15 protein-coding genes, 3 pseudogenes and 1 riboswitch are annotated in these 16738 nt (G+C 68.6%); of the genes and pseudogenes, 14 read left to right on the forward strand and 4 right to left on the reverse strand.

What is annotated here, in order from left to right; all coding sequences use genetic code 11:
- From GA0115254_RS21980 to GA0115254_RS21990, 3 genes are all read left to right on the forward strand, one after another.
- On the forward strand, positions 1 to 537 hold a 537-nt coding region (locus GA0115254_RS21980; protein WP_141720893.1), incomplete at its 5' end, for an HAD-IC family P-type ATPase.
- Between the two features lie 226 nt (positions 538 to 763).
- Positions 764 to 1099, forward strand: coding sequence for a hypothetical protein (locus tag GA0115254_RS21985; RefSeq protein ID WP_141720894.1), 336 nt, complete (start codon positions 764 to 766; stop codon positions 1097 to 1099).
- Between the two features lie 104 nt (positions 1100 to 1203).
- Positions 1204 to 1599 (forward strand): DUF305 domain-containing protein, encoded by a 396-nt coding sequence (locus tag GA0115254_RS21990; protein WP_093897012.1) that lies wholly within the window; start codon positions 1204 to 1206, stop codon positions 1597 to 1599.
- Between the two features lie 196 nt (positions 1600 to 1795).
- Here GA0115254_RS21990 and GA0115254_RS21995 read toward each other — a convergent pair.
- Positions 1796 to 2425 (reverse strand): annotated as a pseudogene (locus GA0115254_RS21995) (ATP-binding cassette domain-containing protein); the annotation flags it as partial.
- A 703-nt stretch (positions 2426 to 3128) separates the two neighbouring features.
- Positions 3129 to 3314, forward strand: a riboswitch (cyclic di-AMP (ydaO/yuaA leader).
- A gap of 4 nt (positions 3315 to 3318) precedes the next feature.
- Between GA0115254_RS21995 and GA0115254_RS22000 the strand changes: the two are divergent.
- Positions 3319 to 4056: a transglycosylase SLT domain-containing protein gene (locus GA0115254_RS22000; RefSeq protein WP_093897013.1), complete on the forward strand. Its 738-nt coding sequence runs from the start codon at positions 3319 to 3321 to the stop codon at positions 4054 to 4056.
- Between the two features lie 136 nt (positions 4057 to 4192).
- Here GA0115254_RS22000 and GA0115254_RS22005 read toward each other — a convergent pair whose 3' ends face one another.
- Both GA0115254_RS22005 and GA0115254_RS22010 read right to left on the reverse strand, forming a co-directional pair.
- Positions 4193 to 4843, reverse strand: a complete 651-nt coding sequence (locus GA0115254_RS22005; protein ID WP_256102726.1) for a DUF2461 family protein — start codon at positions 4841 to 4843, stop codon at positions 4193 to 4195.
- A gap of 120 nt (positions 4844 to 4963) precedes the next feature.
- Entirely contained in the window at positions 4964 to 5281 is a 318-nt protein-coding gene (locus GA0115254_RS22010) for a hypothetical protein (RefSeq protein ID WP_093897015.1), read from the reverse strand.
- Positions 5282 to 5631: 350 nt separating this feature from the next.
- Between GA0115254_RS22010 and GA0115254_RS22015 the strand changes: the two genes are divergently transcribed.
- A complete protein-coding gene (locus GA0115254_RS22015) occupies positions 5632 to 7029 on the forward strand; it encodes an APC family permease (protein WP_093897016.1) in 1398 nt (465 codons plus the stop codon).
- Positions 7030 to 7084: 55 nt separating this feature from the next.
- Here the strand turns inward: GA0115254_RS22015 and GA0115254_RS47720 are convergent, their stop codons facing one another.
- Complete coding sequence (locus GA0115254_RS47720; RefSeq protein WP_093897017.1) at positions 7085 to 7270, reverse strand: hypothetical protein; 186 nt, start codon at positions 7268 to 7270, stop codon at positions 7085 to 7087.
- Positions 7271 to 7817: 547 nt separating this feature from the next.
- Here GA0115254_RS47720 and GA0115254_RS22025 point away from each other — a divergent pair.
- The 9 genes and pseudogenes from GA0115254_RS22025 (at position 7818) to GA0115254_RS22065 (ending at position 16708) form a co-directional block, all read left to right on the forward strand.
- The gene (locus GA0115254_RS22025) at positions 7818 to 8897 is read left to right on the forward strand and encodes an NAD(+)/NADH kinase (RefSeq protein ID WP_093897018.1); all 1080 of its coding nucleotides are present in this window, start codon (positions 7818 to 7820) and stop codon (positions 8895 to 8897) included.
- Positions 8898 to 8971: 74 nt separating this feature from the next.
- A pseudogene (locus tag GA0115254_RS22030) lies at positions 8972 to 9624 on the forward strand (HD domain-containing protein).
- A 119-nt stretch (positions 9625 to 9743) separates the two neighbouring features.
- The gene (locus GA0115254_RS22035; RefSeq protein ID WP_107451370.1) at positions 9744 to 10691 is read left to right on the forward strand and encodes an EamA family transporter; all 948 of its coding nucleotides are present in this window, start codon (positions 9744 to 9746) and stop codon (positions 10689 to 10691) included.
- A 219-nt stretch (positions 10692 to 10910) separates the two neighbouring features.
- Complete coding sequence (locus GA0115254_RS22040; protein ID WP_093897020.1) at positions 10911 to 11798, forward strand: aminoglycoside phosphotransferase family protein; 888 nt, start codon at positions 10911 to 10913, stop codon at positions 11796 to 11798.
- A gap of 344 nt (positions 11799 to 12142) precedes the next feature.
- A complete protein-coding gene (locus GA0115254_RS22045; protein WP_093897021.1) occupies positions 12143 to 12409 on the forward strand; it encodes a hypothetical protein in 267 nt (88 codons plus the stop codon).
- A gap of 285 nt (positions 12410 to 12694) precedes the next feature.
- Positions 12695 to 13606 (forward strand): class A beta-lactamase, encoded by a 912-nt coding sequence (bla, locus tag GA0115254_RS22050; RefSeq protein ID WP_370740924.1) that lies wholly within the window; start codon positions 12695 to 12697, stop codon positions 13604 to 13606.
- A 168-nt stretch (positions 13607 to 13774) separates the two neighbouring features.
- Positions 13775 to 14620, forward strand: a complete 846-nt coding sequence (locus tag GA0115254_RS22055) for a Gfo/Idh/MocA family protein (RefSeq protein WP_093897023.1) — start codon at positions 13775 to 13777, stop codon at positions 14618 to 14620.
- 133 nt (positions 14621 to 14753) lie between these two features.
- Positions 14754 to 15113: pseudogene (locus GA0115254_RS22060) on the forward strand (LuxR C-terminal-related transcriptional regulator); the annotation flags it as partial.
- 653 nt (positions 15114 to 15766) lie between these two features.
- Positions 15767 to 16708, forward strand: a complete 942-nt coding sequence (locus GA0115254_RS22065) for a sterol desaturase family protein (protein ID WP_093897024.1) — start codon at positions 15767 to 15769, stop codon at positions 16706 to 16708.
- Positions 16709 to 16738: the final 30 nt, after the last annotated feature.

The raw sequence follows: 16738 nt of genomic DNA on the forward strand, positions 1-16738 counted from the left end.
ACCGTCGCCCGCCTCACTCGACTCACGGGCGGCACACCGGTGCTGGTCACCGGGGACAACCCGCGCGCCGCCGCCCGCCTGGCCGCCGAGGTCGGCATCGCCGACGTCAGGGCAGGTCTGCTGCCGCAGGACAAGGTGCACACGGTCAAGGTGATGGAGAGCGCCGGCCGGAAGCTGCTCGTGGTCGGGGACGGCGTGAACGACGCCCCGGCCCTGGCCGCGGCCCACACGGGCATCGCCATGGGCAGGGCCGGCTCCGACCTGGCCCTGGAGACCGCCGACGCCGTCGTCGTCCGCGACGAACTGGCCACCATCCCCACCGCCGTGGCGCTCTCGCGGCGGTGCCGCCGCCTCGTCGTGCAGAACCTGGTGATCGCGGCCGTCTTCATCACCGGCCTCGTCGTCTGGGACCTGGCCGGCACGCTGCCGCTCCCGCTGGGCGTCGCCGGGCACGAGGGCTCCACCGTCATCGTCGGCCTCAACGGCCTGCGCCTGCTCCGCGACGCCGCCTGGACGCGCGCCGAGCGCGACCGCTGAAGCCGGGGCGGGCGGGGCGGTACGGAACCGGAAACCCGGTGGGGGTATCGTCGGGCAGGCATCCCAGGGCCCGTCGATCTGTACAACGCGTCGACCACTACGACGCGTCGATCTGTACGACCCGTACGAGCGAGCAAGCGAGGCAGCCGTGGAACGCGGACGGACACGCACACCGGGAGCGTCCCGGCTGCTTGTGCTCTGTGCCGTCCTGCTCGGGCTGTTCCTCATGCACGGAGCACCCGCGAGCGCCGCGGAGGGCTGCCACGACGCGATGACCGTCACGGCGGCCGCACCCGCGCAGGCGACCGCCGGCCACGCGGCCATGCGGGCCGGGCACGGTTCCGCTCAGGCGACTGCCGCCATGCCTGCGATGAACGGCGAGTCGTGCGTATTCACCCATGCCCGTGACCGGGTGCTGCCGCTGCTGATGTCGCTGGGCCTGGCGCTCGTGACGGTCCAGACACTCGCCGGGCGCCTCGCGGCCGTACGCGGACCGGCCCGGCGGGGACCGCCGTTGACCGGCCGGGGACTGCTGCTCCAGGTGTGCATCGCGCGGACGTGACAGGAATCCGCCGGTCCACGGCCCTTCGAGGCCGGACCGGTTGGACGAGCCTGCCCCTTCCGCGCGCCACGGACGTGGCGCAACCCACCTGGAAAGAACCTCTGATGTTTGCTTCCCGCCACTTCGCCGCCCGCCGCCGCACCCTCGCGGCCGCCGGCACCCTCGCCGCCCTCGCACTGGCACTGACGGCCTGCGGCTCCTCCGACGGCTCGAAGTCCGACGGTTCGTCCATGCCCGGCATGGACCACGGCTCGGACGGTTCGGGAATGCCCGGGATGATGTCCGCCAAGGACATGAGCGACCTCCGGGCCGCCAAGAGCAAGGACTTCGACAAGAAGTTCGCCCAGCTCATGATCGGCCACCACGAGGGCGCGGTCACCATGGCCGAGGACGAGCAGAAGAACGGCAGCAACGCCGACGCGAAGAAGCTCGCCGGTGCCGTGATCACGGCCCAGACCGCCGAGATCGAGAAGATGAACAAGATCATCGCCAGGCTCTGACTCCTGGCAGGGGGTGCGGGCCTTTGTCATGCTGAAGGCTTGCACCCCTTCCTGTACGTACGAGGGGCCGGACAAGCCCGGCCTCTCGTACGTCCGCGGCCACTCAGTCCGCTTCCGGTGTTGCGAGCAGGTCGCCCACCTCCTCCACGGTGGTGTCCCGGAGCTCCTCCGCGAGGAGCAGCCAACGGGTGATACCGACCGATTCGAGGAACGGCAGGTCGTGGCTGGCGATCAGCAGCGCGCCCTCGTAGGAATCGAGTGCGCTGGTCAGCTGTCGCACGCTGGCGATGCCGAGATTGTTGGTCGGTTCGTCCAGCAGGAGAACTTCGGGATGCTCCAGCAGCAGTGCGGCAAGGCGCAGCAGGACGGTCTCCCCGCCGGACATCTGGCCCACGGTGCGGTCCAGTTCGACATCGCCGAGTCCGAGTGACCCCAGTGTCGCGAGGGCTCGTTCCTCGACGTCCCAGTCGTCGCCGATCGTCTCGAAGTGTTTCTTGTCCACATCCCCGGCATCGATGGCGCGCAGCGCATCGCGCCGCCCGGCGATGCCCAGGGCCTCGTCCACACGCAGCGTCGTGTCGAGGGTGATGTTCTGAGGGAGGTGGGCGAGGCTGCCACCGACGGTCACCGAGCCCTGGGAGGGGTGCAGTTGGCCTGCCAGCAGGCGCAGAAGTGTCGACTTGCCGGCGCCGTTGGTCCCGACGAGACCGGTGCGGCCGCGGCCGATGCTGAGGGAGAGCCCGTCGAGGACGGTCGTGCCGTCCGGCCACTGGAAGGACAGGGCGGAGCAGGTCAGAGAGGCGCTGGGGGTGGTGGGTGTCGCCATGGTGATCCTCGCAGTCGCAAGCGCGGTGAATGGGGGCTTCGCATGCGAGCACCACGCAGCGACCGAACCGAGAGGGAGGTGCGGCGGTCCGAAAAATCGAAGGACGGCTCATGCACCGAGGTCGCATCCACGCGGGGTCACGGGCAGGACTGAACACTGCCACTGCGTGACGGGCGTACGGCTGAAGCCGTACGGCGCGATGATCGCGAACCTCAGATGCGCAACGTCCACCTCTATCGGAGACAACAGAGCCGTTGAAAACGGTAACGACCCGGATGGCGAAAGGCAAAGCTCGATGTCGCGCGGGGGGAGCGCGACGAGCGGCCCGCGGACCGGTCGGTCGGGAGGTCGTGGAGTCCTGTCGGGTGTGGTCGTCCTGAGAGGGCCCGGACCACCGCACAAATGTCCAAGTATGAGTGATTTGCTTAGAGATGATCTCTTGGTCAATAAAGAGGTATTTAGGGAGAGTTGCGACTCTCGGGCGCTGACCGAATTGCCTGTTTTGTGAATCTCGTGGTGTGAGTCACATTCAGAGTTCAAGATGCCGTGGCGCGCTGCCCGGTTCCCTTCTGTGGGGGGAAATTCGGCTTCGCGGTGTGAAGTGGATTACTGCCAATTCCGCGATTCGATCTTGCGAATGAATTGTGATCCAAAAATGGGGGCTTGTTCCTTTCGGCGTTTCTCGCCTACGGTCACCGTCAATCCGGACGGAACGCCGAATCCTGCCGCCGTCCGGCAATCCGACCACTCATGTACGGCAGGAACGGGGGACCCAGGTAAGCCGCCGATCCGGTATCCGGAACGGCTCGGGGTGAAGCCGCATTCGCCTGCGGCCGGACGTCTCCAGTCCGAACCCGACAGCTCACCTCGTAGGCGACGGAGAGGAATTCGCTATGTCTGCTACGGGTAACCACCGTCGTCGTAAGTCCACTTCGCTGACCCGCGGTCTCATCGTCGCGACCACGGGCGGAGCCGCTCTCGTGCTTCCGCTGGTCGGTGCCGGCTTCGCGTCGGCCGCGCCGGCGCAGTCCAAGGCCGCGGCGGCGACCGTCGCCACCGTCAAGGAAAAGACCGGGCAGAAGGCCGCGCCCACCATCTATTCCGTGATCGCCGGCGATACCCTCTCGAAGATCGCGCGTGGGCATTCGCTCAGCGGTGGCTGGCAGAAGCTGTACAAGGACAATCGAGAGATCATCGGCGACAACCCCGCGGACATTCGCCCGGGCATGAAGCTGACAATCGGTGCCCAGGCCGATTCCAAGACTTCCGCGACTACCACTGCCGCCCCGGCTGCGACGCCCACGACGTTCACGAACGATCTGGACGGCTGGATCAAGGAGTCGCTGGCCGTCATGGCCAAGCACGGTATCCCCGGCAGCTACAACGGAATCCACCGCAACGTCATGCGCGAGTCCTCCGGCAACCCCCTGGCCATCAACAACTGGGACTCGAACGCCGCCAAGGGCACGCCGTCCAAGGGCCTCCTCCAGATCATCGACCCCACGTTCCGTGCCTACCACGTGCCCGGCACGCCGATGGACAGCTACGACCCGATCGCCAACATCACCGCAGCGTGCAACTACGCCGCCGACAAGTACGGCTCCATCGACAACGTGTTCGGGGCCTACTGACGCACAGCAGCGCCGATGGCGGTTCAGTACCGACGGGTGGCGAGGGGCCCAACAGACCCCTCGGAAGGGGCCGCACCCGTCGGTCAGGGACCGCCTTTCGGCCGTTCACCCGCGTGGACAGTATGCGGAGGCGACGTCATGCGGGGCGTCGGCGGGAGCCGGGAACGGTCACATGGCCGGCGAGCCAGGAGAGCAGGGGCTGCAACTCCTCCGCCGCTCGGAGCACGGTGTCGACCAACGCCGGCGTGTGCTGCGCGCAGTCCCCACCGAGCGGACGGGCAGCGGAGACCGAGCGGTACCGGAGCAGGTCGGCACGGGGATGGCCGGGGTCATGGCCGCGCGGCATGCGCTTCATGGTGTCACCGGTGATCTCGTACCCCTGAGCCCCCAGCGATTCGATGGCGCGCACCAGCTCGGGGCCACTGCCCTGCGCGGCAACGGCCGTGCGGAACAACGGGACCTGCCCCGGGTCCGGGTAGGTCCAGCCGCCCTTGATCCGGAGCCCGTCGAGGTCGAAGCGGAGGCCGATCTCGACGTTGCGAGCGATCCGGATCACTGCCACTTGGTGCTGCCACCACCACGGGTCCTTGCGGAACCCCCAGACGGAGAAGTCTTCGTACGCATGGTCCGCGTCGGCCACATCGTTCAGCAACGCGATCATGGGCTGCCGTACGAGACGCTCCCGTTCTTTGCGGCGCTTCTCGCGAGCTTCTTGCGAGGGCATGCCCTCCAACTGCAGAAGCAGCTCGAACGCTTGCTCTGTCCAGCCGCTGAATGCTCTTCTCACGCAAGGGATCCTAGTGATCCGGGACCGGTGCGCGAGCCGGGCCCGAAGCCGAAACCGTGCGCTGCCTGCCATCCGGTGATCCGGACCGCAACGCCCGGAGCGCGCCCGCCGACGCAGCCCTCACTCCTGGGCGCTCCCCGTCGGCTGCTCCGGCTTCTGTGGCGGAGGCCTCGGCACCGTGGCCGCCGCCCCCTCCCGGACGGACTCCACCACCGCCTCGTGAAGGCGCCGGCTGTCGTCCTCCGAGCAGCACGGCACCGGGCTGCCCGACATGGTGAACCAGTCGATCGCACCCGTGTACTGCACAGTGACCTGGGCCGTGTCATCGGCCCAGGTCGTGTGAACGGTCAGGTCTCCGGACAGGACGCCGACCTCCTCCGTGAGCACGCCACCGTGCCCGGAGAACACACCGCGAGTCGTCCATGACGCCCAAGCCATGACTCCAGGCTGGCATCAAGACCGTGGATGCGCGACCCGCGGCCATCCGTGCATCGCGGCGCTCCGGGACGTCCGCACCCTTCCGGGATTTGGAATGGACGAAACTTTGCACCGGTCCCTGCTGCGGTTCCCGCACCCGCCGATCCCCAAAGAATGACGCGCTCTTAACGCCAAATCGTCAGATCTGCTCGCTGAAACAACGAATTCCGAAGGTGAACAGCTCTTGACCTGCGGAACTCGTCAGGATTGCATGTCGCGCTGGGAGCGACGAAACCACTCACCACGTCCTCGTCTGGAGGCGATACCGCTCCCGCGCTCAGAACACCGCACCTGTTGATCGGAATCGCACGATGACCGAAACGCTCAGCGCTCCCCAGGCGCTCGCCCCAGCGACCGGCCCCACTCCACAGAAGCTCAAGCGTTCCATCGGCGTCGTGGGCGGGACGCTGCTCACGCTCTCCTGCGTGACGCCCGCTTCGACCCTCTTCGTGGTCGTACCCGACCTGTTCTCCAGCCTGGGCACGTACACCGCCCTCACCATCGCCATCGGCTCGCTGCTCTGTATCGCGGTCGCCTTCTGTTACTCGGAGCTGGGCACCCTCATACCGAGCGCGGGAGGTGAGTACGCCATGGTGTCGACCATGGCGGGACGGCTGGCCGGATGGCTCGTCTTCGTGCTCTCCCTGCTGGTCGTGATGATCGTGCCCCCGGTCATCGCCATGGGAACGGCCGACTATCTCGCTCCCGTCGTGCACATTCCGGCTCCCGCCGCGGGCGCCGGGGTCATGGTCCTCGCCACCCTCGCCGGCCTCCTGGACCTGCGCGCCAACGCGTGGATCACCGGGATCTTCCTCGTCCTCGAAGTGATCGCGGCGGGTGTCGTCGCCGTTCTCGGCTTCGCGCACTCCGAGCGCGGGGCCTCAGCACTGGTGCACGGGTCGGTCGCCTCGTCGGGCAGCACGACCTCCACGGTCACCGCGATGATGGTGGTCTCCGGGCTCGCGATCGCGCTCTTCATCACCCAGGGCTTCTCCACGGCCGTCTACCTCTCGGAGGAGCTGGAGAACCCGCGGCGCAACGTGGCCCGCACCGTGCTCGCCACCCTCGCCATCTCCACCGCGGTCATCCTCGTCCCGGTCATCGCCATCACGCTGGGCGCCCCGGACCTCGCGGCCCTGACCTCGGGCGACCTCAACACCATGGTCGCCGCCTGGTCGAACTCGGCCGTCGGTACGTTCGTCAGCCTCTGCGTGGCCCTCGCGATCATCAACGCGGGCATCGTCATGGTCATCCAGAACTCACGGGTCCTGTTCGCCTCCGCCCGTGACAAGGCGTGGCCCGAGCCGATCAACAACGCCCTGTCCCGACTCGGCCGGTTCGGCTCCCCGTGGGTGGCGACCCTGGTAGTCGGCGTCCCCGGCGCGGCGCTCTGCTTCGTCAACCTCGATACCCTGTACGGCGTCACCGGCGTCTCCGTCACCGGCATGTACCTGCTGGTCGCGGTCGCCGCCCTGCTCTGCCGCCGCGGCACGCACCGCGAGGCACCGGCCTGGCGCATGCCCCTGTGGCCTGCGATTCCCGTACTGCTCATCGCCGTGCTCGCCTACATCCTGACCCAGCAGGAGACCGAGTACCTGCTGTGGACCGGTGGGATCACAGCTGTCGCCACGCTCTACTGGGCGCTGTATCTGCGTCCCCGCCGGGAGACCCGCTGGCTGGTCAGCATTCCGGAGGACGCGCAGTCCTGACGGATGACCGGGACTCGCGACCCGCATCCGGCACTCTGCCCGGCCCGCTGAGCCGTCACCCCGGACAGGCCGGGGCGACGGCGGAGGTCATCAGCCGGCGGGCCGCACCGGGACCGTCGGCCGGGACGGTCCACAGGTCCGAGCCGTAGTCGCCGGGGAGGGTGTGGACGAGGGCGGAGTCGTCCGCCCACACCGCATGGTCGTCGATGTTGCGCTGCTCGGCGGTCGCGAGCTGCGACACGCGGCACGGTAGGGCCTGCCGTCCCTGGCGACGGTGTACGTCTCCAGGTTGCCGTCGCTCGCACAGGTGTCCTGAAGCGCGCCGTGCGGGCCTGCAGACAGATGCCGGTACCGGCGGCCGCGTGGAAGCGCGGGCACTTGACGCCGGACACGGTTCGCGCACCGTCCGGGCCGGACGGCGGGCACGACGGCGATCTCGTCGCGGTGCGGGCCCCAGGCCAGGTCCCGTACCAGCAACTGACGGTCTCCAGCCGTCCGGAGCGAGACGGTACCGCTCCGGACGGCTGGACCACCCGCCTGCTCCTGGTCGCACCTGGCGGACCGGCCCGCGGCACGCATGAAGAGCAGGCAAACCATTTCCCACCGTTCTGCCGCCCGGTGGACGGACCACACTGCCCCCGCAGTGGCCCGGTCACGCTGCTCTCCCAGGGGCCCGATCGCCTGACCGGGGACGATCTGTCGGCCCGGCGACGAAGCCGGCACACCCATGGACCATCAAGGTGGGACCAGGACATCGCGACATCGTCGGAATACGGAGCCGGAGCGAGATGAGTGTCGAGCGGGTGGGAGTCGTTGTCCACCAGGGCCGTCCCGAGGCCATTGCCGCGGCGCGCGTCGTACGTGACTGGTGTGCGGGCGAGGCCGTTCCCTGCACGGACATCGACGTGTGGCGCGACGACGCACGCCGGCGTGGCGGACGGGAGGAGGCCCATGTCGCGGGCAATCCCGATCTCGTTGTGACGCTCGGAGGCGACGGCACATTTCTTCGCGGCGCCAGGATCGCGGCCAAGAACCATGCCGCCGTCCTCGGGATCGACCTGGGCCGGGTCGGCTTCCTGACCGAGGTGCCGGCCGAGGACGTCGTCCGGGCGCTCGACGCCGTTCACCGCGGCCGGGCGGACGTCGAGGAGCGCATGACGCTGACGATGAGAACCTCCCGCGTGCTTGAAGTGCCCAAGGACATCGACGCCCTGATGGGCTACGGACGACGTCCGATGCTGCCGCCTCCCCATGTCGACCTGGAGGCGGAGGCCGCGGCGGAGGGCTGGGGAGTGGCGCTGGATGTCACGGCCCTCAACGACGTTGTCGTGGAGAAGCTCGCACGCGACCGGCAGGTGAGTCTCGGCGTCTATATCGGCGGCCGGCTTCTCGCCTCGTACTCGGCCGATGCCGTCATCATGGCCACCCCCACCGGGTCGACCGCCTACAGTTTCGCCGCAGGCGGTCCAGTGGTCTCACCGCGCATGGACGCCGTCCTGTTCACACCCGTCGCACCGCACATGACCTTCAACCGCACAGTGGTCGTCGCGCCGGACGAACCGGTCGCGGTCCGGGTCCTGCCCAACTCGGGACAGGGCGCGGTCACGATCGACGGCCAGTTGCGCGGCGTACTGGACGCCGGAGACTGGCTAGGGGTGTACGCGGCCCCGCGTCGTCTGCGCGTCATCAGGCTCGGCCCGCACGATTTCTACGGGCGGCTGCGCACCCGCCTTCGCCTCACGGACGCTCCGGCCGCTGCCGCCGAGGGGGAGACCGCGCCCCTGTTCCGTCCCGACGGCCCGATCCCGCACGACCTGGCCCATCTCCATTTCTCCCCGGCGGACAGGGACGAGGCAGCCGACGGTTGACCGGGCGGGGGAGAGCTGCAGGCCGAAAAATCGGACAGGAAGAGCCGACACGTCGTACGACAAATGGAGTTCACATGCCCAGAAGTGCCGACCTCCCTGCCGCCCCCGGAGTGACGGTGCCCGACACCAAGCTGGCCGCCGAGGCCACCGAGCTGGTGCGCGATGCGACCGACGACCTGATCTACCACCATTCCCGCCGTGTCTACTTCTTCGGCAGCCTGCAGGGGCAGAACAAGGGACTGAGCTTCGACCCGGAGCTTCTCTACGTCGGAGCGATGTTCCATGACCTGGGCCTCAACGAGGAGTTCCGTGGGAGCGGGCGCCGGTCCGAGGTGGACAGCGCCGACGAGGCACGGAGATTTCTGCAGAGCCACGGCGTGCCCGAGGACAGCATCCGCCGCGTCTGGAGGCGATCGCGCTCCACACGACGCCGGGAGTTCCACCATTCATGGAACCCGAGGTCGCCCTCGTGACCGCGGGGGTGGAGTACGACGTGCTCGGCATCGGGTACGCCGACATCAGCGACACGGACCGTGCGTCGATCGTTGCCCTCCATCCCCGCCCCGACTTCAAACAGCGCATTCTCCGGGCCTTCACCGAAGGCATCGAAGCCAAGCCGGACACCACTTTCGGCAATGTGAAGGCCGATGTGCTGGAGCGTTACGCAGCCGGGTTCAAGCGGGGCAACTTCGTGGACACCATCCTGGATTCCCCCTGGCCGGAGTGAGGCTCCCACCGGGCGCGCAAGTCGGTGGACGCCTTCGCCCGGGCGCACCATGATGGGCGGTCCGAGCTGAGGCTCTTCGTGGCGAGCGAAAGCCGTGGCCGCCACCCGACGGGGCATCCATGGGCGACAGGGCAGGTCGTACGGCTCCGAGCCCCGCTGCCCGCCTCTCGCGCCTCTACGGAAAGGCCACGGCTGTGCCGGTCGCCCTCGTGCTGCTGCTCTCGGGGACGTGGCTGCTCTCCGGCGCCCTGGTCACCGGAACCGATCCGCTGATCGTCGCTGTGGGCCGCACCGCGGTGTGCTGCGCGGTGCTCACCGCCGTCGCCACGTCCAGTGCGGCTGGCCGGGCCGATCTGCGCCGGGCCGCGGCCCGCCCGGGGACCGTATGGCTGCTGGGCCTGCTCGGCTTCGCCGGTTACGCGGCCGGTACCCTCCTGGCCATTCCGCGCATCGGCACCTCGCTCACCAACCTCGTCGTCGCGCTGATGCCATGCGCCTCGGTGGCGGTGGGGGCGGTGTTCTTCGGCGAACGGTCCGGGCCACGCAAGGCGGCGGGGGCAGTTCTGGCCTGCGCGGCAGCGTCCGGGTACGCGGCGCTGGGCGCTGACGCGGGGGACCTGGACGGGATGGGGCTGCTGCTGGTGGCGGCTGCGACCGTGGCGTTCGCGGTGTACGGGTTCCTGTACCGGGAACGGCTGTCGGGGCTGCCGCCCCTCGCCGTTCTGCCCGTGCTGCTCGGGGCCGCCACCTGTCTGCTGCTCCCGATGGCCCTGCCCGCCCTGGTCACCCACCCGCCGACATTCGCCGCGACCGGCGGCATCGTGGTGCTGGGCGCGGCCGTCTACGCGCCTGCCTACCTCGTACAACACCGGCTCATCCTGCTCCGCGGGCCGGTCTTCACGGCAGCTGTGCAACTGGCCGTTCCGTTCACCGTGCGCCTGGGCGACTGGGCGCTGAAGACCGCGCCCGCGCCCTCGACCGCCGAACTGATGCTCCTCGCGGTGTGCTGTGCGGGGATCGCACTCGTCACCGTCCAGCCGCACGACCGACTCGCCACTGCTGAGTGATCGCGATGCGGTCCTCAACGCCCTTGAACCGCAGCGGGCTCAGCCGGCCGGTCCGTCCCCGGTGAGAGGAGCGACCGGCATCGCCCGGGCACGGTTCCGGCCTCTTCGGAGGGCCACGCGTGCTTCTGAGCGGTAATCCGGTCGACAGGCGAGCCCGCGACGCACTGAGATGGCCTCCACTGCCCGCCGCACGGAGCGGGCCGGACGCAGGAGACGTTCTTGGCAACCGGGAGAGCCGCGGGGACGCGCCCCGCGATCAATGGAGCACTGGTCAGACGGCTCGTCGATACGCAGTTCCCGCAGTGGGCCGAGCTGCCCCTGAAGCTGCTCGATCCGGCCGGTTCGGACCATGTGATCCACCGGCTCGGCGACGAACTGTCCGTCCGGTTGCCCCGCCACGCCGGGGCCATCGGGCAGGCCAAGAAGGAGTCCGAGTGGCTGCCCCGGCTCGCCCCGCACCTGCCCCTGGCCATACCGGTACCGGTGGGAGTGGGGGAGCCCGACTTCGGCTACCCCTGGCCATGGGCGGTGTCCCGCTGGCTGGACGGCGAGGTGGCGACCGTCGAGGCACTGGCCGATTCGACGGGGGCTGCCGTCGAGCTGGCGGAGTTCCTGACCGCCCTTCAGCGGCTCACGCCCGCGGATGACACCCGCGACGACCTGACCGTACGGTCGCTGGCCGACCGGGACCGCGCCACGCGGGCCGCCATCGCGAAGTCCGACGGGGCATTCGACACCGGGGCCATGACCGAGCTCTGGGACGCGGCGCTGAGCGCTCCCGGATGGGATCGCCCTTCGGTCTGGTTCCACGGCGACTTCCACACCGGCAACCTGCTGACCGTCGACGGCCGCCTCAGCGCGGTCATCGACTTCGGCGAGCTCGGCATCGGCGATCCGTCCTGCGACCTGATGATCGCCTTCACCCTGATGTCCGCCGGGAGCCGGGCCGCCTTCCGTGCCGCGCTCGGCGTGGACGACGCCACCTGGACCCGGGGCCGCGGCTGGGCCCTGGCCACCGGCCTGAATGCCTACACCTCCTACGCTGCCGTCAACCCCCGGGTCGCCGCGCAGACCACCCGTCAGATCAACGAGGCCCTCATCGGCTAGGCAACCGGGACCCAACCCGCCGATGGCCGCTGCACCGACACAGGGGCATTCCTTACGCGGCTCGCAGCGCAATCCATACGTGCAGCGAACAGGCTCACCGCACGGCGGGCGACCACGCTCGGCCCGTCCGGCACCGTGTTCTCTGCAACGTCTGTCTGGCCCCTGCTCGCCATTCTCGCCGACGCGGCCCACGGCCCGGCGCGGAGCGAGTCCGAGGAAGCGGTCGGTATGCGAGCGGACGTCGCCACCGCGGCCGCGCGGGACCTGCTGACCGCGCTGAAAACGCGGACCGGAAGGCGCTCGACGCCTGGGCATCGGACCGCACGGACGGGCTGATCCGGTCGATGCCGGTACCGCTCGGCGAACACACCGACTTCGGGGTGGCGGCGAACGGGGTGCCGCCCGCACCGCGGTATCCGACCAGGCGCATCGAGGCCGCGTTCGACCGGCCGTTGGGGTTCCTGACGGTCCACCTGTTCATGCGCCGCCACGGCCGCGAGAGCACCCGTGTGTACCGTCTCGATCCGGGCGCGATCGACGAGGACGTCGAAGCGGACGGCGACCTGATGACGGATGACCTGCTCGGCCGGCTGAGCGCAGGCCGGGTCTGACGGACCCCGGCCTGTGCGGGGTCGCCGGAGCCGGGCGCGGGGGATCACGCGGACCGGGGCCCGTCGTCTCCCAGGAGCCGCCCGTCCCGCAGGTGACGTCGCAACGGCACCATCGAGGAACGGGGCCGGCCTCCCTCTGATCCGCCACGGAGAGCCATGTGCCGGGTGGCGGCAGCCGTACGGGAACAGGGCCTGGACGAGACCTGCTTGCCTGGTGGTGCAACCCGTTGGCTGTCGGAAGCGTCGTGTGCAGGCAGTACGACCGCACGAGCAGGAAGGCAGAAGATCTTGAAATCAAGCAGGGGTGCGTCACGCCGTACCGTGCTCGCCGGTGGCCTGGGGGTGGCACTGGCCGCTGTTCCCATCTCATCGGCCGCGGAGACCCTCGGCCCGGGGAGCGAGGCGGTGCGGAAGTTGCGCGACCTCGAACGGGAGCATGCCGCTCGGCTGGGGGTGTTCGGGTGGAACACGGTGACGGGCAGGAGCGTCCTGCACCGGGCGGAAGAGCGCTTCCCCATGTGTTCGACGTTCAAGACGTTGGCCGTCGGGGCCGTCCTGAGGGACCTCGACCATGACGGGACGTTCCTTTCGAAAATCATTCACTACACGAAGCAGGACATCAAGAGGTCGGGAGGCGCTCCGGTGACCGGTCTGCCCGAGAATCTTGCGCAGGGGATGACGGTTGAGGATCTGTGCGGCGCGGCCATCTCGTACAGCGACAACACTGCAGCGAACCTCTTGATGGAAAGGCTCTGCGGACCGACGTCCGTCACTCGCTTCTGCCGGTCGATCGGAGACTCGGTGACCCGGCTCGACCGCTGGGAGCCGGAGCTGAACTCGGCGGAACCAGGGCGTGTGTCCGACACCACCAGCCCTCGCGCCATTGGGAAGACCTACGCGCAGCTCGTCCTCGGGAACGCGCTGGAGGCGGGGGACCGGAAGAAGCTGACCGGGTGGCTGCTGGCCAATACGACCGGTGGTAAACGCCTGCGCGCCGGTCTTCATGAGGACTGGTCCGTCGGCGACAAGACCGGCACCGGCAGCTACGGCACCGCGAACGACGTGGGCATCGTCTGGCCGCCCGGCCAAGGGCCGATCGTGATGGCTGTTCTGTCCACCAAGCACGATGCCGACTCCGAGGCGGACGACCTTTTGATCGCCCATGCAGCCGCCGTCCTGGCAGCCGCCCTCAGCTGACGTCCGGCGCGGCTGTACGGTCGGGGCCGGCCGGCCGGCAGCCTCGCTCCGTCGGCGCAGCGCGAGGCTGCCGGCCCCTGGCGGGAGGCAGCCACAGCACCAGGAGCGCCCCCCTGTGGCCCGGGAGTGCGCTCAACCTGCCTGTCACCGTGAAGGTAGCCTCTCCTGATGCGTATCGGGATCGTTGGCACCGAGAACACTCATGTCGACCACATCGTCGGCCACCTCAACGTCCATGGGGCGGGCGGCGACGCCCGCGTCGTGGCTCTCAGCGGCGGGCACAGTCGGCGCAACGACACGCTCGCGTCCACCGGGGGGATAGAAAAGGTCGTCGACGAGCCCGCCGGCCTGCTCGGACTGGTGGACGCCGTCATCGTCGCGGACCGGCACGGCGCGCACCACCGCGACCAGGCGACCCCCTTCCTGGCCGAGGGGCTTCCGGTATTCGTCGACAAGCCGCTGGCCTGCACCGTCGAGGACGCCCAGGCCATGATCGACACCGCGCTCGCCCATGAAGCGCCGCTCACGTCATCCTCGGCGCTCCGCTGGATTCCCGACACCGACGCGCTGGTGGCCCGGACCGCGCGGGGCGGACATCCGCACGTGGTCGTCGCGTCCGGACCGGCCGATCCCGACGGCGAGTACGGCGGGATCTTCTTCTACGGCATCCACCCGGTGGAGGTAGCTCTCCGGCTCGCCCCCGGTGAGATCTCCGACGTACGCACCGACACCACCGACACCACCGTCACCGCGTCATTCACCGCGGGCGGCACCCGTGTCCTCGTGAACTTCGTGAAGCCGAACGACACGCACCAGATCCCCTTCCACGCAATGGCGCTCACTCAGGACACCGTGGTCGAGCAGACTCTCACCCTCGACGCCCACTACTGCGTGCCGGGTCTCGAAGCGTTCCTGGAGATGGCCCGTACCGGCAGGCCACCGATCGGGTACGGGGACTTGCTGCGCCCCATCGAGGTCCTGGAGTCCGTCGCCGCCGCCCTGCGTACGCAGTAGGGCCGCCTTCGGTGAGATGACGCACCTCGATCCACCTGGGCCTCGGCGGCCGCCGGGAGGTCTGACGACGTCGCTGTGTCCACCGACCGGTGGACACGCGGTTCAACCGGCAGGAGCTGTCGGCGGATTGGTCCTGCGGCGCGGCGTGGAGGCGGGGGCAACCGGCTATCTCCTCAAGGACGCAACCCGCGACCAACTCGTCGAAGCGATCCACTCGGCCTCCCGGGGTGAGACCGCCCTCGCCCCGCGCGCCGCACAACGGCTGGTGGCGAGAACGCGGCAGCCCGCGTCCGTTGCACTCACCCCGCGCGAGTCGGAGGTGCTCGATGCGGTGGCCGACGGACTGCCCAACGCGGAGATCGGCCGACGCCTGTTCATCGGGGAGGCCACGGTGAATACCCACCTCCTGCGGATATTCGCCAAGCTCGACGCCAGTGACCGCACACACGCGGTGGTTGTCGCCATGAACGGCGGCATCCTTCATCGGCGTTAGACCCCGCCCCGGGTCCGGCGTTTATGAGCCACAGCAGACCCGATCACGTCCCGCGAGTCCAGCCGTCCGATCGCGAGGCCACCACAGCGCTGTGGGCCCCGCTGCATCGTCACGACCCGGGCCGCAGCCACGTTGCCGTCCTGGCGGAGTCCGGCGAGATCCTGACCGGAAAGGAAGGCCGTTCCAGCCCGGGCGGCCTTTCCCTGGTCCCTTCGGCCTGCGCCGGCCAATCGAACGATCCTCGCCCGGAAAACAGGGATGCTATAAAGTCCCAATAGATTATCAGTATTACTGGTAACTCGCGTGGTGGAAGGTCGAATTATTCGCATTCCGCCCGGCTGGTCCGCCTGTTTCATTGAAGATTGGACGGGGTGGCGAATGCTGCCCTGACGGTCCGGCGCATCAGGACGAGGCTTGAATCAGACGGTTGAGGGCCCCGGAAAGGGAAATGCAAACAGAGCGGGTTCGCCCGGTGGCCCGCCCGGGTTCGCCGGGTCCGTAGGGCGGTTCACATCAGTCTCCAGATATAGGTTCTTCAATGCGTGACAACTGACGTCCGAAGTGTCGGTCCAGCGTGCCGAAAGGAAGTCGTCGGTTTCTCCTTTGTGGTCTGTGCATTCTTCTTTGCTGGTTCCTTCGTAAAGGTGCTGTGGATGGAAAATTGCGAACCACTGCCCGGTGGCGATTCGGAGAACGATTCCGGTCCGGTGCAGCGGGCGAGAGTGCTCGTACGCCCGGCGCGCGTTGTTCTCCGCGTGCTGGCTTATCCGTTCCTGCTGGTGGCCGCAGTTTCGGTGGCCGCGGCGGCGCTGTGTCTCGACTGGGATCCAGAACGCGTGAGCCCGCTCTTCCTGATCGGCACCATCACCTACCTCACCGTTCTCGAACGTCTGATTCCGTATCAGCGCGCCTGGCACCCGAGCCCCAGTGAATGGCGTTGGTACGGCATCTACTTTCTGCTGACGATGGCGGCCAGCGCCCTGGCACAATATGCGGTCACTGCGGCCGTCTCCGTGGTGACGCCCGACGAACCGGCGCTCACTCTCTGGGCCGAAATACCCGCAGCCCTGCTGACCGGATCGCTGGCCAGTTATCTTGTGCACCGACTGGGTCACGCCAACCCGATATTGTGGAGACTGCACGGTGTGCACCATGTGCCGCAGAAAGTCAACGTCGCCAATAACGGCGTCAATCATGTTCTCGACATCGTCCTTGCGCAGGGGGCAGTGCAACTGGCCCTGGCGTCGGTCGGGTTCTCCCATGGCTCCGTCTTCGTCGTGGGTCTTTTCGTGGCTGCCCAGGGCTATTTCGTCCATGCCAACATCGACGTGCGCATCGGCCGACTCAATCATGTGCTCGCCAGTCCCGAACAACACCGCCTGCACCACAGCACCGACCTGTCCGAGGCGGGCCACTACGGCTCGGATCTGTCGATCTGGGACCACCTCTTCGACAGCTACACCTGGCGGCCCGGCCGTGAGCCGATCGCGGTCGGAATCGGCGATCCCGAGTCGTTCCCCCCTACCGGCGAGATCGCCACCACGCTTCTCCACCCCTGGCGCCGTGCGAAGAGGGCCGGGCCCGGTTCCGCCTGACCGCCTCTCTTCTTCGGGAAACCACACCGC

This window comes from Streptomyces sp. Ncost-T10-10d (assembly GCF_900091955.1).
GTDB lineage: Bacteria > Actinomycetota > Actinomycetes > Streptomycetales > Streptomycetaceae > Streptomyces.

Coding starts and splice junctions, on each gene's coding strand:
- GA0115254_RS21985 (WP_141720894.1), top strand. CDS start 764: ATGCACGGAGCACCCGCGAGCGCCGCGGAGGGCTGCCACGACGCGATG.
- GA0115254_RS21990 (WP_093897012.1), top strand. CDS start 1,204: ATGTTTGCTTCCCGCCACTTCGCCGCCCGCCGCCGCACCCTCGCGGCC.
- GA0115254_RS22000 (WP_093897013.1), top strand. CDS start 3,319: ATGTCTGCTACGGGTAACCACCGTCGTCGTAAGTCCACTTCGCTGACC.
- GA0115254_RS22010 (WP_093897015.1), bottom strand. CDS start 5,281: ATGGCTTGGGCGTCATGGACGACTCGCGGTGTGTTCTCCGGGCACGGT.
- GA0115254_RS22015 (WP_093897016.1), top strand. CDS start 5,632: ATGACCGAAACGCTCAGCGCTCCCCAGGCGCTCGCCCCAGCGACCGGC.
- GA0115254_RS22025 (WP_093897018.1), top strand. CDS start 7,818: ATGAGTGTCGAGCGGGTGGGAGTCGTTGTCCACCAGGGCCGTCCCGAG.
- GA0115254_RS22035 (WP_107451370.1), top strand. CDS start 9,744: ATGGGCGACAGGGCAGGTCGTACGGCTCCGAGCCCCGCTGCCCGCCTC.
- GA0115254_RS22045 (WP_093897021.1), top strand. CDS start 12,143: ATGCCGGTACCGCTCGGCGAACACACCGACTTCGGGGTGGCGGCGAAC.
- GA0115254_RS22055 (WP_093897023.1), top strand. CDS start 13,775: ATGCGTATCGGGATCGTTGGCACCGAGAACACTCATGTCGACCACATC.
- GA0115254_RS22065 (WP_093897024.1), top strand. CDS start 15,767: ATGGAAAATTGCGAACCACTGCCCGGTGGCGATTCGGAGAACGATTCC.